This is a genomic window from Lysinibacillus sp. FSL K6-1151, assembly GCF_038630755.1.
In the GTDB taxonomy this organism is placed as follows: Bacteria; Bacillota; Bacilli; order Bacillales_A; family Planococcaceae; genus Lysinibacillus; species Lysinibacillus fusiformis_D.
The window spans coordinates 2,260,609-2,281,971 of the sequence record NZ_CP152040.1 but is presented as its reverse complement, the minus strand read 5'-3'; the positions used below and the strand labels follow the sequence as shown (position 1 = coordinate 2,281,971).

General features: G+C 37.2%; 17 protein-coding genes. 4 read left to right on the top strand and 13 right to left on the bottom strand.

The window, feature by feature from the left end; genetic code table 11:
• Window positions 1–101: 101 nt before the first annotated feature.
• Window positions 102–2,129, bottom strand: coding sequence for a diguanylate cyclase (locus MHI04_RS11110; RefSeq protein ID WP_036126045.1), 2,028 nt, complete (start codon window positions 2,127–2,129; stop codon window positions 102–104).
• A 541-nt stretch (window positions 2,130–2,670) separates the two neighbouring features.
• Here MHI04_RS11110 and MHI04_RS11105 point away from each other — a divergent pair.
• Window positions 2,671–3,219, top strand: coding sequence for a GNAT family protein (locus MHI04_RS11105; protein WP_036126046.1), 549 nt, complete (start codon window positions 2,671–2,673; stop codon window positions 3,217–3,219).
• An 81-nt stretch (window positions 3,220–3,300) separates the two neighbouring features.
• Here the strand turns inward: MHI04_RS11105 and MHI04_RS11100 are convergent, their stop codons facing one another.
• Window positions 3,301–4,377 carry an undecaprenyldiphospho-muramoylpentapeptide beta-N-acetylglucosaminyltransferase gene (locus tag MHI04_RS11100; protein ID WP_271913352.1) on the bottom strand — a complete coding sequence of 359 codons (1,077 nt, stop codon included), beginning with the start codon at window positions 4,375–4,377 and terminating at the stop codon, window positions 3,301–3,303.
• 172 nt (window positions 4,378–4,549) lie between these two features.
• On the opposite strand from MHI04_RS11100, the gene MHI04_RS11095 reads away from it, so the two are divergent.
• Window positions 4,550–5,545 (top strand): MATE family efflux transporter, encoded by a 996-nt coding sequence (locus tag MHI04_RS11095; protein WP_342535750.1) that lies wholly within the window; start codon window positions 4,550–4,552, stop codon window positions 5,543–5,545.
• A 423-nt stretch (window positions 5,546–5,968) separates the two neighbouring features.
• Window positions 5,969–6,577, top strand: coding sequence for a DUF4352 domain-containing protein (locus tag MHI04_RS11090; protein WP_342535749.1), 609 nt, complete (start codon window positions 5,969–5,971; stop codon window positions 6,575–6,577).
• A gap of 47 nt (window positions 6,578–6,624) precedes the next feature.
• On the opposite strand, the gene MHI04_RS11085 is transcribed toward MHI04_RS11090, so the two are convergent.
• Window positions 6,625–6,921 (bottom strand): YolD-like family protein, encoded by a 297-nt coding sequence (locus MHI04_RS11085; RefSeq protein ID WP_312506953.1) that lies wholly within the window; start codon window positions 6,919–6,921, stop codon window positions 6,625–6,627.
• Window positions 6,922–7,004: 83 nt separating this feature from the next.
• Here MHI04_RS11085 and MHI04_RS11080 point away from each other — a divergent pair, with 83 nt between their 5' ends.
• Complete coding sequence (locus MHI04_RS11080; RefSeq protein ID WP_342535748.1) at window positions 7,005–8,171, top strand: Ger(x)C family spore germination protein; 1,167 nt, start codon at window positions 7,005–7,007, stop codon at window positions 8,169–8,171.
• Window positions 8,172–8,229: 58 nt separating this feature from the next.
• On the opposite strand, the gene MHI04_RS11075 is transcribed toward MHI04_RS11080, so the two are convergent.
• The 10 genes from MHI04_RS11075 to MHI04_RS11030 form a co-directional block, all read right to left on the bottom strand.
• A complete protein-coding gene (locus MHI04_RS11075) occupies window positions 8,230–8,961 on the bottom strand; it encodes an N-acetylmuramoyl-L-alanine amidase (RefSeq protein ID WP_342535747.1) in 732 nt (243 codons plus the stop codon).
• A complete protein-coding gene (locus MHI04_RS11070; protein WP_263082716.1) occupies window positions 8,958–9,374 on the bottom strand; it encodes a phage holin family protein in 417 nt (138 codons plus the stop codon). Before MHI04_RS11070 ends, MHI04_RS11075 begins: the two co-directional genes overlap by 4 nt.
• Window positions 9,375–9,466: 92 nt before the next feature.
• Window positions 9,467–9,856, bottom strand: a complete 390-nt coding sequence (locus MHI04_RS11065) for a hypothetical protein (RefSeq protein ID WP_342535746.1) — start codon at window positions 9,854–9,856, stop codon at window positions 9,467–9,469.
• A gap of 13 nt (window positions 9,857–9,869) precedes the next feature.
• Window positions 9,870–11,774, bottom strand: coding sequence for a hypothetical protein (locus tag MHI04_RS11060; protein ID WP_342535745.1), 1,905 nt, complete (start codon window positions 11,772–11,774; stop codon window positions 9,870–9,872).
• Between the two features lie 43 nt (window positions 11,775–11,817).
• Entirely contained in the window at window positions 11,818–11,982 is a 165-nt protein-coding gene (locus MHI04_RS11055) for a hypothetical protein (RefSeq protein ID WP_342535744.1), read from the bottom strand.
• The gene (locus MHI04_RS11050) at window positions 11,982–12,296 is read right to left on the bottom strand and encodes a hypothetical protein (protein WP_342535743.1); all 315 of its coding nucleotides are present in this window, start codon (window positions 12,294–12,296) and stop codon (window positions 11,982–11,984) included. The genes MHI04_RS11055 and MHI04_RS11050 overlap by 1 nt, the downstream gene beginning before the upstream one ends.
• A gap of 16 nt (window positions 12,297–12,312) precedes the next feature.
• Window positions 12,313–13,644, bottom strand: coding sequence for a hypothetical protein (locus tag MHI04_RS11045; protein ID WP_342535742.1), 1,332 nt, complete (start codon window positions 13,642–13,644; stop codon window positions 12,313–12,315).
• A gap of 89 nt (window positions 13,645–13,733) precedes the next feature.
• Entirely contained in the window at window positions 13,734–16,298 is a 2,565-nt protein-coding gene (locus MHI04_RS11040) for a hypothetical protein (protein ID WP_342535741.1), read from the bottom strand.
• A 15-nt stretch (window positions 16,299–16,313) separates the two neighbouring features.
• Complete coding sequence (locus tag MHI04_RS11035) at window positions 16,314–17,210, bottom strand: phage tail domain-containing protein (RefSeq protein ID WP_342535740.1); 897 nt, start codon at window positions 17,208–17,210, stop codon at window positions 16,314–16,316.
• An 8-nt stretch (window positions 17,211–17,218) separates the two neighbouring features.
• On the bottom strand, window positions 17,219–21,361 hold the full coding sequence (locus tag MHI04_RS11030; RefSeq protein WP_342535739.1) for a hypothetical protein: 4,143 nt from the start codon (window positions 21,359–21,361) through the stop codon (window positions 17,219–17,221).
• Between the last annotated feature and the right edge of the window lie 2 nt (window positions 21,362–21,363).

The window sequence follows — 21,363 nt, the reverse complement described above, 5'->3', positions numbered from 1 at the left end:
TATTCTAAAATAACGATATAGGATATTTATCCCTCTCACGTTCTAGCATAACATCAAACAAAAAGTCTGTCTCACAAGGGAAACCCTGTGGACAGACTTTTTTATTGTATTCCCGAAATGGAAAGATTATTTTTTCCCAACTCTTTTGATCGATATAAAGCTCGGTCGGCTAAATCCATTAACTCATCCAAAGTTTGTGCATGATCTGGATAATAGGCAATACCGATTGAGGCTGTAGGAGTAAAATGATGGTCTTCAATCATCCAGCCTTCTGCTAGTTCATCGCGGATTCGACGAATAATATGCATAATTTGGTCATGCCTTTTATCAGCTTCTCTTGTTAAACCTGTTAGGATGACGATAAATTCATCGCCACCAATTCGAATGACCATGTCATGACTGCGAACCGTTTGATTTAAGGCATTACCAAAGCGCTGAATAAACGCATCCCCTGTGTCATGACCAAAACGATCGTTGACTTCTTTAAAATCATCGCCATCTAGATAGAGCATGGCGACACAGGTTTGATTTTCAGCTGCTTTTGCCAGTATTTTCGGAAACTCTTTTTGTAAATAACGTCGATTAGGTAGCTGTGTTAACGCATCATGATAGGCTAAATAGAGCAAATCATTTTCTCTTTCTTTGCGATGAGTAATTTCTCGAGACACCATCATAATTTGTGAAACCTTTTCACGTTCAGGGTCATGTACAACCGTGACATTGCCCTCTGTCCAAATCGGTGTACCGTCCTTCGCCTTTAGTAAAAGCTCAAACTGTGTTTCTGGCTGACCTGTAAAATTGTTTAAAAATGTTTGCCATTCGTTTTTACTTTCTTGATCTAAAATATCACTGTAAAACTGCCCAAGTAGCTCTTCATTTTCATACCCTAAATAAATCCCATAGGATGGAGACGCATAAAGAATAATGCCATCTTCATTCGTAATCACGATTAAATCATTTGTATTTTCCGTAATGAGTCGGAAAGTACGTTCAATATTTTTTAATTCTGTGAACATTTTTTTCTTATCTGTAATATTATAGTTAATGGTTAAAATTTGTTCGATTTTACCGAACTCATTTTTTAACGGCACAATGGTTGCCTCCACCCAATAATCGGCATGATATTTTGTGCGATAGCACAGTTCTCCTCGCCAAATCTCCATTGTATCCAGCTTGCCTTCGATTAATTGTAAAAAGTTTTGCGCATTGAACCTTGGCTCCATTAATGAATAGGGCTGACCTATTAATTCCTCCGCAGTGTAGCCAGAAGCCTGTAAAAACATATCGCTTGCTTCCGTAATATAGCCTTTATGGTCCAATACAGCAATGGCTGTAGCTGAATTTAAGGCAGACTTAAAAACTTCTAAACCATGAGACTTCGAACGTAATTCTGCTTTTTGTAAAGTAAATTGAGTAAAATCCTGCATGATTAGAAAGATAGCAAACGAATTATCATCCTGCATTACAGGCGATAGGGACATTAAATACATGCGCTCCTGACCTTCTGACGTAAACAGCTTGATCAGCTTTTTATCAAGGTTTTCCCCTCTCGCTGCTTTTTGTAAACAAGCTTCAATGTGTTCAACCTCTTCTTTCGGGATGATCGGTAAATCAACAAACAATTTTTGCTTGACAGTTTCATTATCTAATTGGAAATCTTCCATAAAGCAAGAATTCACTTCGTATACCATACCTTCGGCCGATAAAATGACCGTGGAGAAAAAGGCATGGTCAAACATGGACCGCATAAATAAAAATTTATCCTCAATATTGCGGTCATAGAGGATTTCCTTTGTGATGGCTAATATATAGTCTTCATTATTATATTTCAACGGTCTGACAGACGTTTCGTATTTATGAACCTCCGACTGAAAATACGCATAGTCTACATAGTCAACCTGATTATGCTCCCTAATCGCTTGATCGTAGTTTTTCTGAATGATCGAAAAAATGCGCTCTGAGGTAACGCTTGAAATCATTTTTCCAATCGCCTCATTTGATAACAGGTCACGAGCTGCTTGGTTTAAGCGAATATATTGATAATCATCTTCTACTTTTTTCATGAGAAAAGCAAAATCTTTGCCAATAAATAATGAATTAAAAAAATCTTCGCTTAAAAGATACTCCATGCTGTCACCTCCAGAAAAGCCATTGCAATCATGATAAAAATGCTAGTATGTATGTTTTGTTCGATTTTATATAATACTACTATTATAACATAAAAATCAAAAATTACCCTTACAGAATAAGATAAATTATATCCTTTTTAGGATATTTTTTGATATATTACCTATTGTAGAAACATTTAAATCCTACTAAAGAAGTGTATAAATGATTAATATTAGATAAAATTGATAGGATAGACTTAATGCTAAAAAACAACAATATTTTCGCCAACGCCTCTTCTTTTGTCAGAATTTACTGACTACTAAACTCAAATTTTGTTTTTTTCGAGCAAAATGATTGCATCAAACAGCTTTCGTGTTATATTATATTTAAAAAACTAGCCTTTTTTCGGTATGGTCGAAATCAGTAAGACAGCGGGAGATTATGGAATATCATAGTTATAACGTCTAGTTCTTTGGGTTTTAATTCCAGTACGAATTTTAGTTTTCTTCTTTATGCTTCAACGGAATTGTTTTAACTACCCTAGTAAAGGAGGCGTTTCGTATGCTTAAACATCGAGACCTGCATGAATGTACAGAGCTTTATGAGCTATTATCACACCCTTCTGTATTCCCTTTTGTCCGTCAGAAAGCCACATCCGCTGATGAGTATTGGTTTATGACAAAACAACTGATTGAAGAGGAAGCGAGAGGACTCGCTATCTCGAGGACCATTACTGATGATTGGGGTCAACCAATCGGCACCATTAGTATTCACGATGTGGAGGACGGTGCAGGCTTTTTAGGAACGTGGATTGGACTCCCTTACCAGGGTAAAGGCTATAATCAAAAGGCAAAAATGCTATTTTTGAATGAGTTATTTTTTGATTATAATTTCCATACGGTATTTCTCCGTATACGAGTTGAAAATTTAAAATCACAGCGTGCCGCATTAAAGCTACCTTATGTGGTGAGTGCCAATGAAAGTCATCCGACTTTATTAGCACAGGTCAATAGCGGTGAAGCTCAATTTAATTTATTCAAAATTCAAAAAGATTTATTCTACTTAATAACAGCACATCAAATGCAAGAAGGCGAAGAGCAAGCCATGTAATGTGTCATATATAATAAGAAGCTATAAGGTTTTGTCATCTTTGACCTGCCTCATAGCTTCTTTTCTTTTTTCAAAGAGCCTTTATTTTTTGTAGTGCAAAATTAATGTTGCCATTTCGTCTGGTGTTTTTGGTTTTTGCGTTTTTGACATCTTCTCGACCATTTCTGCCTTACACTCTGTTAATGTATGAACCGACTTCATAAAAGATTCCTTTGTTAATTCTTCTTCCTGCAGCACTTCCGCATAGCCCTGTTTTTTAAACAAGTTGGCATTTAAAATTTGATCCCCACGACTTTTTTGTGCAGATAGCGGCACTAATAGCATCGGCTTGTGGAGTGCCAAAAATTCGAAAATGGAGTTAGAGCCTGCTCGTGACACAATAAAATCTGCTGCATGCAATAGATCAGGTAACTCTGTTGTCACATACTCAAATTGCTTGTAGCCAGGCATTGTCTCTAGTGCTTGGTCATAGTTCCCTTTCCCACACAAATGAATAATATGAAATTGCTTTAAAAGCTCTGGTAAGTTTTGACGCAATGCCTCATTTAGAACAACAGAGCCTAAACTTCCGCCCATCACTAGTAAAACAGGCTTTAATGTTGAAAAGCCACAGAATGATAACCCTTTTGCCCGTTCGCCCTCAAACAACTCCGGACGAATAATGGAGCCTGTGCAAGTTGCCTTTTCTTGTGGTAAATGCTTTAGTGTTTCTTCAAAAATCGTGAACACATGAGAGGCAAAAGGCAGGGCAATTTTATTGGCAAGACCAGGTGTCACATCAGATTCATGTATAACAACAGGCACACCTGCCAGTTTTGCTGCCATAACAACAGGTACTGAAACAAAGCCACCCTTTGAAAAGACAACCTGTGGCTTTACTTTTTTAATAATACGAAAAGCCTGCATCATTCCAGCAAGCACTTTAAATGGGTCTGTAAAATTTTTCACTGAGAAATAACGACGCAATTTACCACTCGCAATGCCATAAAACGGAACATCGGGGAAGGCCTCGCCTATTAATTCTTTTTCAATACCTTGTTCTGAACCAATATAGTGGACATCATAACCAAGTTCAAGTAAAGACGGGAGTATCGCTTGATTTAACGATACATGGCCAGCTGTCCCACCACCGGTTAAAATGATAGTTTGTTGTTTCACATTAATTCTCCTATTCCTTAAAAACCATTGTAGTCCGCACTACTTTTTGTTTACAGTGTTCTATTTTACTATATGCTGAAGAAAAGATATAGATGAAGCACGAAAATTTCAAGCTTTTCTCTCTTTACATATGCTATACTTGTTCATTATGTTCACGAAGGAAGTATCAAATATGTACCAAACATCCACAATTAAGGAAAAATATGCACTACTTTTAAAAATGATTGTTCCCATCTTAGTAACACAAGTAGCCATTTATCTTATTTCATTTTTTGATATTTTAATGTCCAGTCGCTATGGGACGGCCGATTTAGCAGGTGTCTCAATCGGCTCCTCCATTTGGATGCCGATTTATACAGGACTGTCGGGTATTCTCCTTGCCATTACACCGATTGTCTCACAGCTAGTCGGAGCGAAACAAGAGATGGATGCCAAAAAGGCCGTTCAGCAAGGTATTTATGTAGCCATTTTGCTGGCAATCATCATCTTCACAGGGCTCTTTTTTGGCATCGATTGGATACTTAGCAAGATGAATTTAGAATCTGCTGTACATAGCATTGCAAAAGGCTACATCTATGCGATGTGTGCTGGTCTTTTACCTTTATTCTTATTTTTTGTCATGCGTTGTTTCATTGATGCCCTTGGGCAGACACGTGTCACAATGATTATTACATTATTGACAACGCCGATTAATATCGTCCTTAACTACATTTTTATTTTCGGTAAATTCGGCGCACCAGAGCTTGGCGGGATTGGTGCAGGTGTCGCAACAGCAATTACGTACTGGCTCATTTTCTTGATTACTGTATGGATTATCGCCAAACGAGTACCGTTCGAACGTTTCCGTTTGTTCCACCATTGGCCGAAGCTGGAATGGCTTCGATGGAAGGAAATTTTACTGATTGGTGTGCCAATTGGCATCTCCTTATTTGCAGAAACAAGCATTTTTTCTGCCGTTACCATGATGATGAGTAATTTTAGTACAGAAATTATTGCTGCTCATCAAATTGCCTTAAATTTCACCTCCCTTATCTTCATACATGTATCTTCCTTGAACATTTACGGGCGTACTTTAATAATTACCGCTGAGTCGACGATAGCAAATCTGCGTTATCCGCTTGGCGGTATTTTTTATTTCAGGGCAACAAATTTGTACTCACGTATATAGTATATGTGTATTAGGCGTATTAGGTATATGTTATATACGTTATATACACCTATATTATATAAATACACTCAATAGATATTAATTGTTTACTTTGTTTACTTATATAAGGGAATCCTTTGACCGCAAGGGTTTTATCCACACAGAAACGGCAACAATCATTGTTTACCCTTGTTGCCTTTGTTTACCCACTTTAACGATTTAAAGCACTAACATTCGTTGCCGTTTTGGACTTTGTTGCCCCTCTTTTTCGTACTTTGTTTACCCTAACATCTGTAAAAAAGATGTGATATTAGCGATATCATACCCAGAATATACAATTTGTACTAATGGGTATTTTAGCAATAATGTTAAAATTATACTGACACTTTCTAGTATTTTTGATATAGTTTTATAGAAAATACATATTGAAGGAGAGTTACTGAAATGAAGAAATTTTTCAAAATTGGATGCGGAGCAATAATTGCATTAATCATTCTTGGAGCAATTATAGGTGCACTCGGAGGCGGTGATGATTCATCGAAGGATAAAGAGAGTGAAAAACAGCCGGTTTCCACAGAAGTTGAAAAGAAAGATGAAACAAAACCTGTTGAAAAAGAAGAAAAAGAGCAAGCTGTTGGAATTGGTACTGCTTTAGAAATAGGAGATGCAGTATTTACACTAAACGGAGTTGAATTAGCAGACCAGGTAGGACCTTCTGTATTACCTACAAAAGCAAGTGGAAAATACATCGTACTAGATGTCACTTACAAAAATAATGGGAACAAAGCTGTAACAATCGACTCTAGTTTCTTTAAACTAAAACGTGGCGAAAAAACATATGAAGCTGATAGCGTTGCGAGTATGTCCGCTAACCAAGGTGAAGATGGTAATATTCAAAATAGCTTCTTCTTACAAGAAGTAAACCCGGATATGGAGATTAAAGGTAAAGTTGTGTTTGATCTTGCACCTGAAGTTGCTGAGTCAACTGATTTACAGTTACAAGTGCAAACAGGTATCTGGGGAACTGAAACAGGCATGATAAACTTAAAATAATTACAAGACCGTCCAATTAAGACGGTCTTTTCTATTTGCATAGTGCGCTAATAATCCAAATTCGATACACTTAAAATGTCTAAAAAATGCACCTTATGGACATCCATGTATTTATCCTGAATGTGGATCATCTTTGTGTTTGGGTCCATTTTTGTTACCTTTCCTTCTAATGACCCTGGCTTATTGTACACAGCAAACATTCGATACTTACAATCTTCTAGTGCTTCACTTAAACTGTATCCAAGCTCCTCAAGGTCAAACTCGTCACGTTCAGGGTGTTTTGGTGGTTGTTTTGGTTTTTCTGCTACTTTTTTAGTTGGATCTTTTTTCTTTGATTTTGACATTTCGAAGTGTATTTTTATAGTTTAAAACCAAAACAGTATGCGAATACTAACGGTACACTTTATTAATAAAAGCAGGCGAAAAAATGACAATGAATAAATTTTTAATTCTTATTTTATCCTCTACTCTGCTCCTGCTCCTGGCAGGCTGTTGGGATGTAACGGAACCTCAAAGAATGTACTATATCAATGCCGTAGGAGTTGATTTTGAAGATGATAAATATAAAGTCTACTTACAAATTATCAATTTTGCTGATGTAGCTAGATCACAGCAATCTGGTGGTGATGTTGAACCTGCTGAAGTCGGGTATGCTGAAGGTAAAACAATCGAAGAAGCGATTTATAAATTGTACCGTTCATCTGATCAAGAGATCTTTTGGGGACATATGAGATACCTAATCTTATCAGAACGTGCCATGGAAAATGAACGAAGCATTCCTGTTATTGATACTTTTATTCGTTTTCGAGAAACAAGATATCATATTTGGGTTTATTGCACAAAGGACCCTATTAATGACTTAATGCTTGTAACACCAATTTTGCGAAATTCTTTGACAGCTTCAAAATTAAGTAATCCAATTAGTACTACTAAACAATTATCATTTGTTCAACCTATAAATTTAAGGGAATTAATTATTGGTTTAAATGAACCAAACCATGAGATTGCTATACCTTATGTGACAATGAAGAAAAATTGGGAAAATGATGAAGAATTAATGGAGGAAACTACTTTTTCTGGCATAGGTATTCTCACAAAAAATGGGGTTAAAGGTTTTATTACAGATTCCTTAGCAAGAGGTAATCAATGGATGAATGAAGATACGAATCGGGGAGAAGTCACTTTTAAATTAGTAGGTGGTGAAAGGGATTATCTAACTGTTGATATAGATAATTTAAATCTCGAAGTTAAGCCCATTGTTAATAAAAACGATCAAGTTGAATTTGAAATTGATATCAAAATACAAGGAACACTCAATGGATTCAAAGGAAAGATTACTACGGATGAAGTGAGAAAAAATATCGCTCAACAAATAGAAAAAGAAGTTAAAGAAACTTATCAAGAAGGTCTAAAATTAGATGCTGATGTATATCGTTTATCAGAATATCTATACAGAAGTAATGTAAAGGTGTGGAAAAAAATCGAGCATAATGGAAAAATACCTTTAACGGAAGATTCAATAAGTAAAATAAATGTTCATGTTAATAAAATAAATCCAGGAAGAAAAACTTTTGATGAGACAATTGAAGAATAACAAAAGCCCGTTACCTTAATTGGTAATGGGCATATGAATTACAAGAAAGCTGATATTATCATTTTACTTCATACAATTTTGTAATCTTACTCTCATTGTTATAAACGAGGTTTAATCCCAACAGATCAGCAAGCTCACGTACCTGTACATACGTTCTTCCATCAATAATTACAGCTGGTATAGACTTAGTATCATTTAGCATGACCTTTGCTTCTACAGGTTTCTCCACGTTTACAATCTCCTTTTTGATCGTGTAACCAATGTGTTCGGCCAACACTTTTGCGATAGCTTGGCAAATAGCTTCAAAGTGTCTATCCATAAGTTCAATATCTTTTTTACTGTTAACAAACCCGAATTCGATCAAAATGGCAGGTTCATAAGTACGTACCAGTACACCTAAATCTGTGCGTTTTTTAGCCCCACGATTTTTCAGACCACTTGCATTACAAATAGCGTCTACTATTTCTTTCGCAATAGCAGCCTGATCATAATATAGCGCCTCAGCTCCAATGGCTTGATCAGTTACAGATCCACTAGCATTTAGATGCCCCGACACAATAAACCCGTTACGATCTTTATTATGGTGAGCAACTAAATTATTGATATTTTGTGTTTGGCTTTTGGAAACTTTATCTTCGTAATAAGTCGCTGGAACACCATTAGAAACACAAATATCATAAATACGTTTAATAAATTTACGAGCATATTGTACTTCATCTATTAAACTCTTGGCACCTGTACCATCACCATAATGGCCCACATGGAACTCTAATTTTTGAGGTTTTATCATTTCGCACCATCCTTTTTATCATCATTATCATTTTGTAATTGTGTAAAAGCATTTGCTAAAAATTTCGGCACTTTAATGCCTAACTTACCTAGATTTTCAATCATGCTGATACCTTCCATCCCAATCAAGAACAGGATCATTGCATTCCGCATAAAGTTTCCACTCTGTGTTGCTGTATCTAATTGCACTGCAGCAAATACCATCAGAATCATAGCTGTCTTTTTGATTAAGCCAATAAACATCTTTTTACTTTCCGTTTTCTTAAAGACCAAACTAACCATAAAACCTAGCGCATAGTCGATAATCATAAAAATAACTAAAGCTTTAATTAAGTGGTCAATACCTCCAACAAGGTACCCTATCCACGCCATTGTGCCGCCTACAAGTGAAGTATATAGTGTGTCTGTTTTCATCTGACACCTTCCTTTTCTCATAATATAAACCCTCCAAATAAGGAAGGCTTATTCCCTAACGTGTGATTTAGACAATAAAAATAACGCTAAGCCTATGCTTGCGTTTCTGCTTCGTTTTCAGTATTCAAATTTTCATCTATTTCAGCATGGCTATAGAAGGAACGACTTATAAGAATTTCATCATTAACAATAGAAAATTCTTTATTGTTAATATCGTTTGTTAATGTCTCAAGAAATTTATCAGATTTACCTGAAGTGTATAAAAGCGTTGATCCTACTTGAATCATTGCATTCCGTTCTTCCGTTTTCGTAAGTGCCTCTAATTTAGCAACTGCTGCTACCAAGCCCTTTGTCATACTTTTCTTGCCGATTACAGCTGCTATTGATTGTCGTTGATTGTAAACAGCTGCTACATTTTTTAAATCAACTCCTGATGTTACAACCTGTCTACCATCATGCATTACTATAACGAATTCTGTCATTTTTATTTCTCCTTTAAGATAATTTTACTGATCCTACTGTACTGCCATAGACTTTTACATATAAATAACCGCCAGAAACGGAGATTCCAATCCCTGATGATTCAGCACGAACAAGACCTGATAGATTAGTAGTTGAAGGTACGTTCAACGTGCCGTAAATCGTGTTATAACCATTTAAGGTACTATTAACACTATCAAAGTTTAGATAAGGCGCTGAAAAAGTCATTTGCTCGCCATTGTAGTAGATTCCGTTACCACCGCCAAAGTTAACTGATTTACCACCCCAACCAGATGTGCCTAAGTACAAGTTATTACCTATATACGCATCCCTATTTACTCGAATATCAGTAGAACCTTCAATACTACCGTTTATCATTACAGCACCATTCATATTGATTTTCTGTGCATCAATTGTTACAGAATACGGATCCTGATTGATTTTACTGATAATCGTCGAGCCGTTGTAATCTGTATACGAAACCTTCGACGTTATTTGGTTAGACAGCTGTGTAATGCTCGACTGAGCACTACTCATTTGTGTATTCAGACCGCCAATTTGAGTACTATGGGATGTTACTGTAGATTGAATACTGCTGGCCGTAATCTCTAATCTAGATACATCATTCTTAACAGAGCTAATGCCATTGTTTAATGTGGTTACTTCTGACTGGACTTCAGCTCTTATTTGAGCAGCTGTTTGAGAAATAGAAGAGTTTAGACGCGTTTCCATGCTCCCCATGTCCGTGTTGATATTCGTAACATGTTGTGTCATTTCGGTACGTAATTCACGCGCTGTCAGGCTTACCATTGCTGTGTATTCGGTTGTAATATTTTTCTCTAATTCTGTGACCGTTTCAGATAGTTCCCAACGGTACTCGCGTTGAATAACTTCTTTTGTTTGGTCAATATTCTCGTTAACATTATCTTCAGTATCCTTAATCTGATCCTGCAAAATCTCTTCAGCTGTTTTAAATACATAGTTTCCTACGTTTACGCTTGTAGCAACAAATGCTTCTCCATTCCACTCTTCGCGAACCTTTAAAATACGTGTGACAATCGATAAGTCGTCCATTGGTTCATAAATGGTATGAATGGTTTCCCCTAACTCATGCGTCTCGCCTAATTGAGCTATGTCCAGTTCATAAGATATCTCAATATCTTGAAACTTAGCATTTGCACGTTCACGGGCTCCCTCATACGTCTTGATACGCTCATCGTTAATGATGTCACCATAAATAGATCGATCATAATTACCGGCTGCAGGAGATTCAAAGGTCGCTGTTTGCTGCAGATCCTCACCATAATTTACGATGATATGAGTCGCTAAATTAGTAGAAATAGATTCCTTTGTTAGATTCCGCAAGTTATAAGCATATCGGTACTGTTGGCCGTAGTCACCACTCAGCATTTTTCGAATTTCAAACACTTGACCAGGTAATAGATCAAATTCTACTTGTATCCTATTACAAAAATCTCTAAACAGTTTCCAGACGTTATTACGTCCAAAATCCTTTAGTTCTACATTTGCAATTACACCTGCAGCATCAAAATTAAAAGTCCACCCTGTTCCTGCTAATAAGGCTGTAAATACCTCAGCTGGCGTAAAGGTGCCTGATAGTTTCTGATTGAATGATACTCCAGCTAAATCAGTAACAATGTGTAAAGCACTTAAATTTTTATAATGTGTTTTATCACTTAACTTTTTTATACGATATTCATGGTCATTTACAACAATAATTGCTTCTTCTTGCAAGTATGGATAAGCAGGATTATTAGTCCTATTAATAACAATCATATTCAATTCATGGGCGCTACTGATTTCTAAATCTATACGCCCCGACTGAATATGGTTGATTGGATATTCCTTATTCTTATGCTTTATTAATGGCACGACTGATTGCCAACTCCTTTCGTGCAAAATAAAAAGCATCCTGTAAATAAGGACACTCAATTTCGACTAACTATATACCTTCAGTATTTGCTAGGATATAATCCTCAACAGCGACACGGTAATCTTCGTTTGTAACATCATCAATCACATAAACAGCATTTGTTTTTGGATTTAAACCACCTGAAATAATTCGTTCTGCTGCAATTCTTACTACAACTTGATTAATTCCATTCATTATAAAATCCCTCCTACTTCACTGTCTGTTTTTAATAACAAAATATCATCTTCTAATTCTTTGATAAGCAACTGATCTTCTGTCGGTTCTGGAGCTGGATAAAATTCAAAAATAGGTTCTTTTGTTTCTGGATTTATTGAAGATATGAAACATTTCATTGAGTCATATGATTTAACCTCCAAATCTACATACATAATTTCACCTTCGATTTCTTGATGTTTCATAAGTTCTGTAGATTCCCATACTTCTCCAGTTTCCCATAATTTCATCCCAGTTTTAGAGTCATAGAATACTCGATTGCCACGTGTGTACATACTTTCCCTCCTCTCATTACTTCGCATATGCTCTCACTACATAAGTCATTGACCCCACTAAAGATGCAACCACAAATCTATTAGGGAATGCTGTATCCTTCTTAATTTTAAAATTGTAAGTAGTAGATGAATTAGCATTACCATTAAACCTCATTACCTTCATAGTGCCAAAATTATAATAGAAGTCAAGTTCTGTTGAAATTAGTATTCCATGACTGTCCCCTGACGTACTATACATTTCAATCAAAGCTACATCAAAATCGGCAGGTAAATCAAGGAATGCATAATACATAGTAGTTGTACTTGTTGAGGCTGCATATTCAAATGAACCTTGAACAGAACCAAAATTTAGTGTTGTGTGTACATATTTCTTTCCTGTAGGTATAGCATTAATGTTAGCAACCATTTGAGCAAACGTAGCGTCTGCTGAGGTAGTTACACCCTTACCAGTAATAGCGGTTGCTAAATTCTGCTTACTATTACCTACATGTGTAAAAATTGATTGCTGAGGTGGTGTTGTATTAGGTGAATCGTAAGATGTAATTAGATTGTAAGTGATACCCTCTAATATATCACCAGCATTACCATTACTAGTAATAAGTTCAATTTCCATATACAAAGGATTAGCAGTAGCTTTCTTTAATATAGAAATATACGGTCTAAAATCACCTACAACACCTATTGATGTACCTATAAAAAACCTGTTAGCAAAGTTGCTAGACAAATGTGTAATATTAAGGTCTGAGCCTATGGCTGTAGAACCTGCTGTACCTCTATTTACATTATAAACAGCTTCTACCCCACCACCTGCTGCTATTCCTGATTCAAATGGTATAGAACCTCTTATCTTGATTAAACCAACTAGAGGGACGTCAGGAAACTTATATTGCAAAGCTTCTTGATTAACATTACCTGCCCACTCAGTATAAACAGGAAAACGCCTGATAGCGTGATTATCATTAATACGTTCTACACCATATTCAGGAGGAGCATCATCGCCACCTACTTCATACGGTGCTAGCCATATAGCGTTTAAATTATAGCGTACAAAGTGTTTAATCATCGTAGGTGAAGCAAGGATGATGTCTTGGAATGTGTGTAGTCTGTGCTTGTCTACACGTGTGATAACAAACAATCTAGTAAATGTTGCATCAACCCCTGTCGTTGTCCTCCACGATTCAATATTGAGGTTAGTATTTGCAAAAAATGATTCTCCTGTAGGGTAATCATTAGGTCCGTTAGTTGCTTCAAGAGGATCTATGTTTTTATATAAACCACCCTGCTCAATCATTTCCTGCAATTTAGGATTCATGTTTCCGAATGCTAAATTATTACCTTCATATGCCATGTGTTGTTACCTCCTTTACATGATACCGCCTGTTTCAGTTTCAAAATAAATTCTATTACCACGTGTATACATTAAATCATCCCCATCTATTATCTTTCATATGCTATCCACGGCATGTTAGTACCACCTGATAACGTAGGTATTTCCACTATAAAATTACTTGCTGAACCTGAAACAATATTAGGTCTAAAATTGTAAGTAGTTGTGTTATAACTAGTGTTTCTGTATATTGTTACCCTCACAGACTCCATAGCACTTAAATAGTCCATATTGTAGGTATAAGTAGCAGTGTATCTTTCATCACCACCATATGATACCAATTCAATAATTTTTGGTAAGAAGGGTAATGTTATAACTACGTATCTTACAGTTGATGTACTTGAACCATCTGCATAGGTAAATAATTTACTACCGGGTGATGACACCGTACCACTAGCATACTTCTTACCAGTGGATATTAAATTAATGTTACTTGCCATTGTTGAGAAATCTGCATTTGCTGCTGTTGGTACACCTTTTGTCGTAATGGCAGCAGCAATAGATGTTTTCCCATTAACGACAGATGTCTTTAAACTTTGTAAGCTGCTCCACTCATTATTGTTGTCTAAGAACTGTACATCTTTCTCACCTAGTATTCTAAATGATGCGTTACCATCAACCAACATTTCCATACCCACTTGGTTATTACTCGAATTAACCCTAGCACGTATAATTGACGTTTTCCTACCTGTACTAATACTTGTACCAGTTAAAGAAAGTGTAGCATTCCCTTTATCAATGATTAAATCACCCGACATTGTACCACCTGTAAGATTTAATTTTTCATCATTCAACTGTTTTACTGCTTTAGATGTAGCTGCTTTAGTTTCATCATCAAGCGTCAAAGAAGAACTAAAGTATGTTGTAGGTATCGCATCCAACTGACGTTTTAATTCTGCACCCATAGCTGCTGATAATGTTTTGTTAGGGTCATCAGTTACTAAGTTATTTACGATTTCAGCACCACCACTATTAATTAAATCTTGTACTGATTGTTCTAAGCGATCCATGCCTATAGTCAATGGTGTAATGCGTGTACCACTAATTGTATCCGTGTCACCAAACGGCATGTTCCTGAATATAGCAATTGATACGTTGTTATCTGTAATAGCTACCATTGGATTATCAGGAATATTGAGTACATAGTTTGGTGCTACACCCGTTACTGACCATGATAAAGTTGGAAGATACACCCCATTGTGAAACACTAATAGCGAGTCTGTAGAAGGGTCATAGTTACCATTAGGTATATTCCATGACTTTTGATTTTCAGTAGTTGTAGTAAGCTTCACGGGGTTTACATTAGTAATTCCGCCGCCACTTCCACTTGAACCACCTCCACCCTCAATCCATCCTGTATCAGCAGTATTAGTTGTACCGTCATGAGTGATAACACGTGTATAAGTAATGCCTGATGAGATTTTAACAACTTCAAGCAACTTCAACGTGTTAAAGCTATCTTCATTTAGGTACACACTACCGAAGTACGGTTCTTGCGTGGGCAAGAATGCAGAATTATCAGCAGTGACATAAAACTGACCACTAATTGCCATTTGAGAGTATTCAGTTTCTGTGATGTTTTTTAAATCTGATGCCGCATACCCTGACTCCGCAAGTAAATCTTTTAGATTCTGAATGTGTGTATCTGTTTCAACTTTTGAATATGCCCCAACATCTGTTGCATCTAGCGTTACTCCACCTGTTGCATCAGGACTTTTACCATTGACCTTCTGAACAGCATCTTGCTGAAGCTCTAACTCGACATTGCCATTTTCGTCAGGACTTTGCCCATTTACTGAGCTAACCGAACCAGTACCATCCACGCCACGTCGTGCAAGTAAAATCCAATCTTGATTATCCATTGAGGGCCTAGAGTTAGTATTTTGCCTTTTAGCTTGCCATGTGGATCCATTCTCTGTGACCACATTATTCTTTTCAAAATTAGTGACTGCGTCCCACGCTACTGCTGTTCCCCAACCCTTGATATTCTCAGCTGCTTGCGTAGCCTCTGTCGCTGCATCGGTAGCATTAAGAATGGCTGTATCAACTTCATTTAACTTTGCATCAAATGCTTGGATAGCTTGATTTGCATTTGCCGTCGCATTATTAGCGTTCTCTGTTGCGTCAATAGCGTTATCAGTAGCTGTTTGTGCTGCTGTTGTTACCTGTGTGAGTATTGTCTGCATCTGCTCCAGCTGATCTTTTAAAAGAGTTAAACTTTCAATTATTTGAGTTGCTTCAACTACTTTTTCATTTGCAGTTTGTGCAGCTGCATTAGCCTCAATCGTCGCCTCTTGTGTAGCTTGAATTGCAGTATTAGCTTCAATAATAGCTTGGGCTAATTGCTGTAACGATTCATTTACATTGTTGATAGCTTCTTGTGTAGCAGCATTGTTTTCTGAGATAGCTAATTCTACTGCAGTGTATGCGTTAGTAATGGCGTCCTCAATACGTTGTAATAATTCGTCTACTTCTGTACCGCCAGCAAGTACCTTAATTTGCTGTTGCACTGTGTCAAAGTAAGCCATGATACGTTGCCAATTCTCATTAATGCGATTACGCCCATCTCTGTTGATTGGAGATAACGTTTCTTGTAAAGGGTATTTTTCTGACACCTTTGATTGCCTCCTTTACTTAAAATAAAAAGGAAAATCAAAACTGATCGAAGTGACTGTGCCACCTTGAATCGAGATTTGATTATCCCCTCTTTTTATAGATATTAATTTTTTGTTAGTTTGGCCAGTAACCTGTTGGTCATTTTTCGTATAACTTACTCCATCGATTACAAGAATATCGTTAGTTGAGAGAGAGCCGTTATATTTGAATATATCACCTGTTGTTTGATTTGTGATTGTTACACCACTTAAAAAACTACCACGTAAAACTATACGTAAAGGCATGTAACGTGGATTGATTTGAACTTGGCCATAATTCTTCACAACAAATGTATTAGTGGTAAAAGTAAATTGAGGTGGATCTTCGTCCCAATCAAACCCAAGTCCCCAGGATAACTGATCTAAATCCCACTCTTTATTAAGTAGTTGCATCGACGTGAAAGGTGTTTCGCCATAAGGTAAATCGCTTGTTTCAAACTCTATGACTCGCTTGCCTTTAAGCCCTTTCCATTCAATCGCATCATTGTTAATGCGTTCAACCTTCCATCGTTTATACATGTGTGGTGTCCATTCAACAGCATCTAATGCACCAGCGAAAGATGACTGCCCTGGCATTTCAAATCCGTATCCTTTGGTCATTAGTTGCTGATAAATATAAAACTCTTCATCTCCATCTAAAATATCAGCTAACTGATCTGTTAATAATTCAGTGTCAGTAACATCTTTTGCTTGGACCATTAAAGTCAGTTGCAATTTACGGACACCATGGTAACGCTCTGTTCGATTTCGTCCTGGTCGCCCTTTAATGCTCTCCGAATTATACATAATATCGATAGGGGCAACTTTTAGGACAGGGACGCCATATTCAGTTAAATTATGACGTACACCGTCCATCGTTTCTAAAATTGCCATTTATGGCGTCACCCTTTCTTGAAAGTTTTTAATTGAAGATTAGTAGCACTACGATCATCTAACCAATACTCAACCTCTTCACCATTCCACTCTTGATGGATATTGACATGGACAGGCTGTTGTTCATAATCGATATCTTGTACCAGATCCTGATTAATGTATTGTGATGTATCGCTTGTGAAATTATTGCCGGAAAAGGCAGTTTGCAACGAACCATTCTGTAACCAAGAGGCTAAAGAGGCACCTGCGTTCTCTGCAGCACTTCTCATACGTTCTATACCATTTATAGCCCCTTGTGCAAAATTCACACCTATAAAGCGATCTGTCCAACGACTAGGACTGTGTATATCCAACTCTGTTTGAAGTGTATTTTTCAGACTATTTGCCATCGATTTTGCTGTTGATTGCAGTTTACCTTTCATTGAATTCAAGCCGTTTATTAACCCTTGAATGGCTTGTACTCCAATCTTAGGAAGAGATGCTGACATCAGGTTAAATTCGTTTTCTGTACCATACCGTAACTTTTTGACTTCTGACTCAAAGGACTTTTGAAGCTTTTTAAGTTCTACTGCAGCATTTGCATTTAATTTTTTAACCTCTTCTTCCATAGTGAGCCGCGCTGATTCTAACTCTTTCGTAGCTTGCTTTTTAGCAAGTTCCGTTTTTGTCTGCCACAGCATCTGGTACTCATTTAATTCACTAGCTGTCATTCTTGTTAATGCTGCTATTTCGGCTGCTGACTTCGCACCCATTTGTTGCAGTTCACCAATAAGTGCCGCATCGAGCCCTCTTGCTTCTAGCTCAAATAGATTATTCATCCAGCCGCGCATTGTATCAACTTGACCACGCAAATTACCTAATAAATCAACATCAGTCATGTCAGTAAGTGAAACTTTATCAAAAAGGCCCCAAGTATTTTTCAGCGTCTCTACCCTTGCATCATACGTTTGCTGCCATTCATCACGTAATCGCTTTTCTTCATTTGCTAGATTATCGTAGACAGTTTGCACTTTGGATAAGTAGTCATCAGATAAAGACTTCATGCGATCATATAATTCTTTCTTCGCATCATAGATTTTTTCCTCATAGGCGATTTGCTGTTCGCTACCTAGAGCATATTGTTTCATGTACTGCTCATAAGCTCGGATACGATCTGTTAAAGAAAGTGCATTATACTTGGTTGCTTCATCAATAAATTTATTTTCACGATCATACTGCTCTTTCAGGATCTGTTGTTGGGCACTTTGTGCATTCTCTAAGGCTTTACGTTTAGCAGCTGTACCATCCTTCAGGTGCTTTGCAACATCTTCCCAGTAGGATTTTTCATAGTTAGCACTAATGTTGTACCATTTCTTTTGCTCGCTAAGTAGTTTTTCGAATTCATCGTAGCGTGTTGCTGCGTGCTCTTTTGTATACTTCTTGCTTACATCGTTAATTTGTTTTAGCAGGCCTTCCGATGCTTTAACAGTACTACTGAAATCTGGAACAATCGCATTGGCCATTTCTTGGGTTGCTGATTTTGCAATATTGATATTATCTAAAATCCCCTTAGCAATTCCAGCTGGAATCCAACGCGATATTGCCGCCATGACACGACTGGGACTATGAATTCCAAGCGCTTCTTTCACCCATTTAGGAATTTTATCAGTCAGTTTTCCTAGCGCTTTTGCTACAGAACCAAACATCGAAGTGATACCAGAAATAAGTCCATTTACGATGTCGACACCAGCTTGCCATACACTATCGATGATTGAAGTAAAGGTTTTAACAATCGTTGCTCCAATCGATGCAGCTGTTTCAAGTATGATATCCCAAGCTTTTTCCCAATCGCCCTGCAAAATAGCCATTCCGGCCTCTTGTATGCCAATAATTAAATCAATTCCTGCCTCTATGATGCCAGAAATTATAGCCCAGGCAACTTTAAAGACACCTTTAACTACAGCCCACCCAACTTCTACTGCAGTAAGTACGCCGTCCATCATTAAAGAAAAGTGCGTGACAACAAGTACACCGAATTTCGACACTATTTCCATAATGCCTTTTCCGTGTTCATCCCATAATTTTTGGAATTTATCAAGTTGTTTTTTTCCAAACTCAACCACAGTTGATAGGGCTTCAGAAACATCTTTAACTATATTCCCAAATATTTCTTTTGTTCGAGCGGCAATTTTACTCCAAGCCTCGTTAACAAAATTACGGAACCATTCGACTTTATTATAGGCAACTACTAAAATAGCAATAAATGCCGCAATAGCCACTACTACCAATCCGACAGGAGTAACTAGCCATTGAATTACTCTCCACAATTTAGTAATTACATCCCAAACAGGTTCAACTACACTCTTCACTTTCCCAATTACATCAGAAAAGTTACGTATGTTTGGTATAACTCGCATTACTGCTCCAGCTAAGTTTCCAAAAATCGATACTATTGAAATAACAACAGGTGCTAAAGCAGAAATGACCCCAAGCACCACAGGTAGCGCTGCTATCAGCATTGCTGCTGTTTCGTTTGTTTGTAATAAATTATTAAACCATTCTAAAAAGGCGTTAGCCACATTTAAAACAGCTGCACCAATAGGGGCAAATGCAATACCTAGATTTATTATTAGGTCCCATAGATTGCCTAATAAAGTTAATACTGCAGGCGTAGATTCCTGAATAAATTTTAGGAATTGCTGGAATTGCTGATTTTCACCTAATGTTTCAGCCCAGGCTCTAAAGCTTTCCATCATTTCAGCGAGACGTGTCATGAAACTTCCACCCATGTCACTAAATGCTGAGAAAAAGGCTACTATCCCCATGGTCAAATCTGCAAAAATAGATGAGATCACAGGCATGTATTTTTGGACATAATCTATGAATGCTTTAAAGTTTTCAGATTCGCTTAAACCATCAGCCCAAGACGCAAATGACTGCATCATTCCATTAAAGTTTTTCGACCAAGCTTCAGCTGCAGGTGCAAGAGCTGCTATTAAACTACCAAGCCCAGCTATCAGATGACCAATACCTGCAACTATGTTTTCAAAAATCGATGCCCCATACTTGTTGAATGTGTCAAATATCTTTTGGATCGGTGCACTATTGATAGATTTATCAAAAGCTTGCATCATTTTAGCTGCGCTTTTTGCTACAGATTCAATCATTGGTGAAAGTGATTGAAGTATCTTTTGAGCACCTTGCATAGCGCTCGTAAAGGCTTGCAGAACAGGTTGTTCAGTCGCTTTGACTAAATCATCGTAGGTATCTTTAAAAGCGTCCCATGAAGCTTTAGCTCGCTGTTGTTCAGCGTTTAATTTTGCAGTTTCATCGAATAAATTTTTAATAGTGGGAATAGCGACAGCGGCTAATCCAACAAAACCTAACGCTGCTATCCCTAATGCACTAGCCATAATTAACAATTGACCAGCTAACACACCAATCATGACACCCAACGAACCAATCAAGCCAACAAGGACCGATAAAAATTGTGACAAGGCAGGCGCTAGTGATAATAAGGCTCCACCTATCATTTGTTGTCCAGCTTCAGCGAATGCTTGTACTGTATTGGCGTATGATTTCATTGCAGAAGTATAGTCAGCCCAAATTTTAATAATGATATTTCTACGATCTAATCTATTTGCCTGTTGGTTGACTATTGCAGCACCAGTCATGAAATTACTGATATCTGCTTTAATATCCACTGTCACATCTCGTATAGAAGTAAGCAAAGCTTCGATGGTTGCTAAATCAGCTACAGCTCCGTTGCTATGCATATTCAAATCAACATCTACTTCGACTGATTGTCTGCCTAAAGCATCTAACTCTGCTTGCACCATCAAGATTTGTGAATAAAACACATCCATATCAAGTGATACTTTAATTTTAATAGACTCACCGTCTAAATCTTGTGCTAGTGCTCTGACTTGCAAGATATCACGCATAAAGTCATTGAGCATTGCTTCAATTTCAACAGTCGCTTCAGTCGCATCTAATTTTTGTAATTGCGCTTGTACCTGTTGCACCTTTTGCATAAACTCATTGATCGATGCATTGATCTCTACAGATACACCCGTAGCTAATTCATGCATTTGTCTATCCACTTCAGCCATTTTCCGTTTAAACCGCTGTATATCTGCGTCGACTTCTGCTTTAAAGCGCTCAACTGGCATAT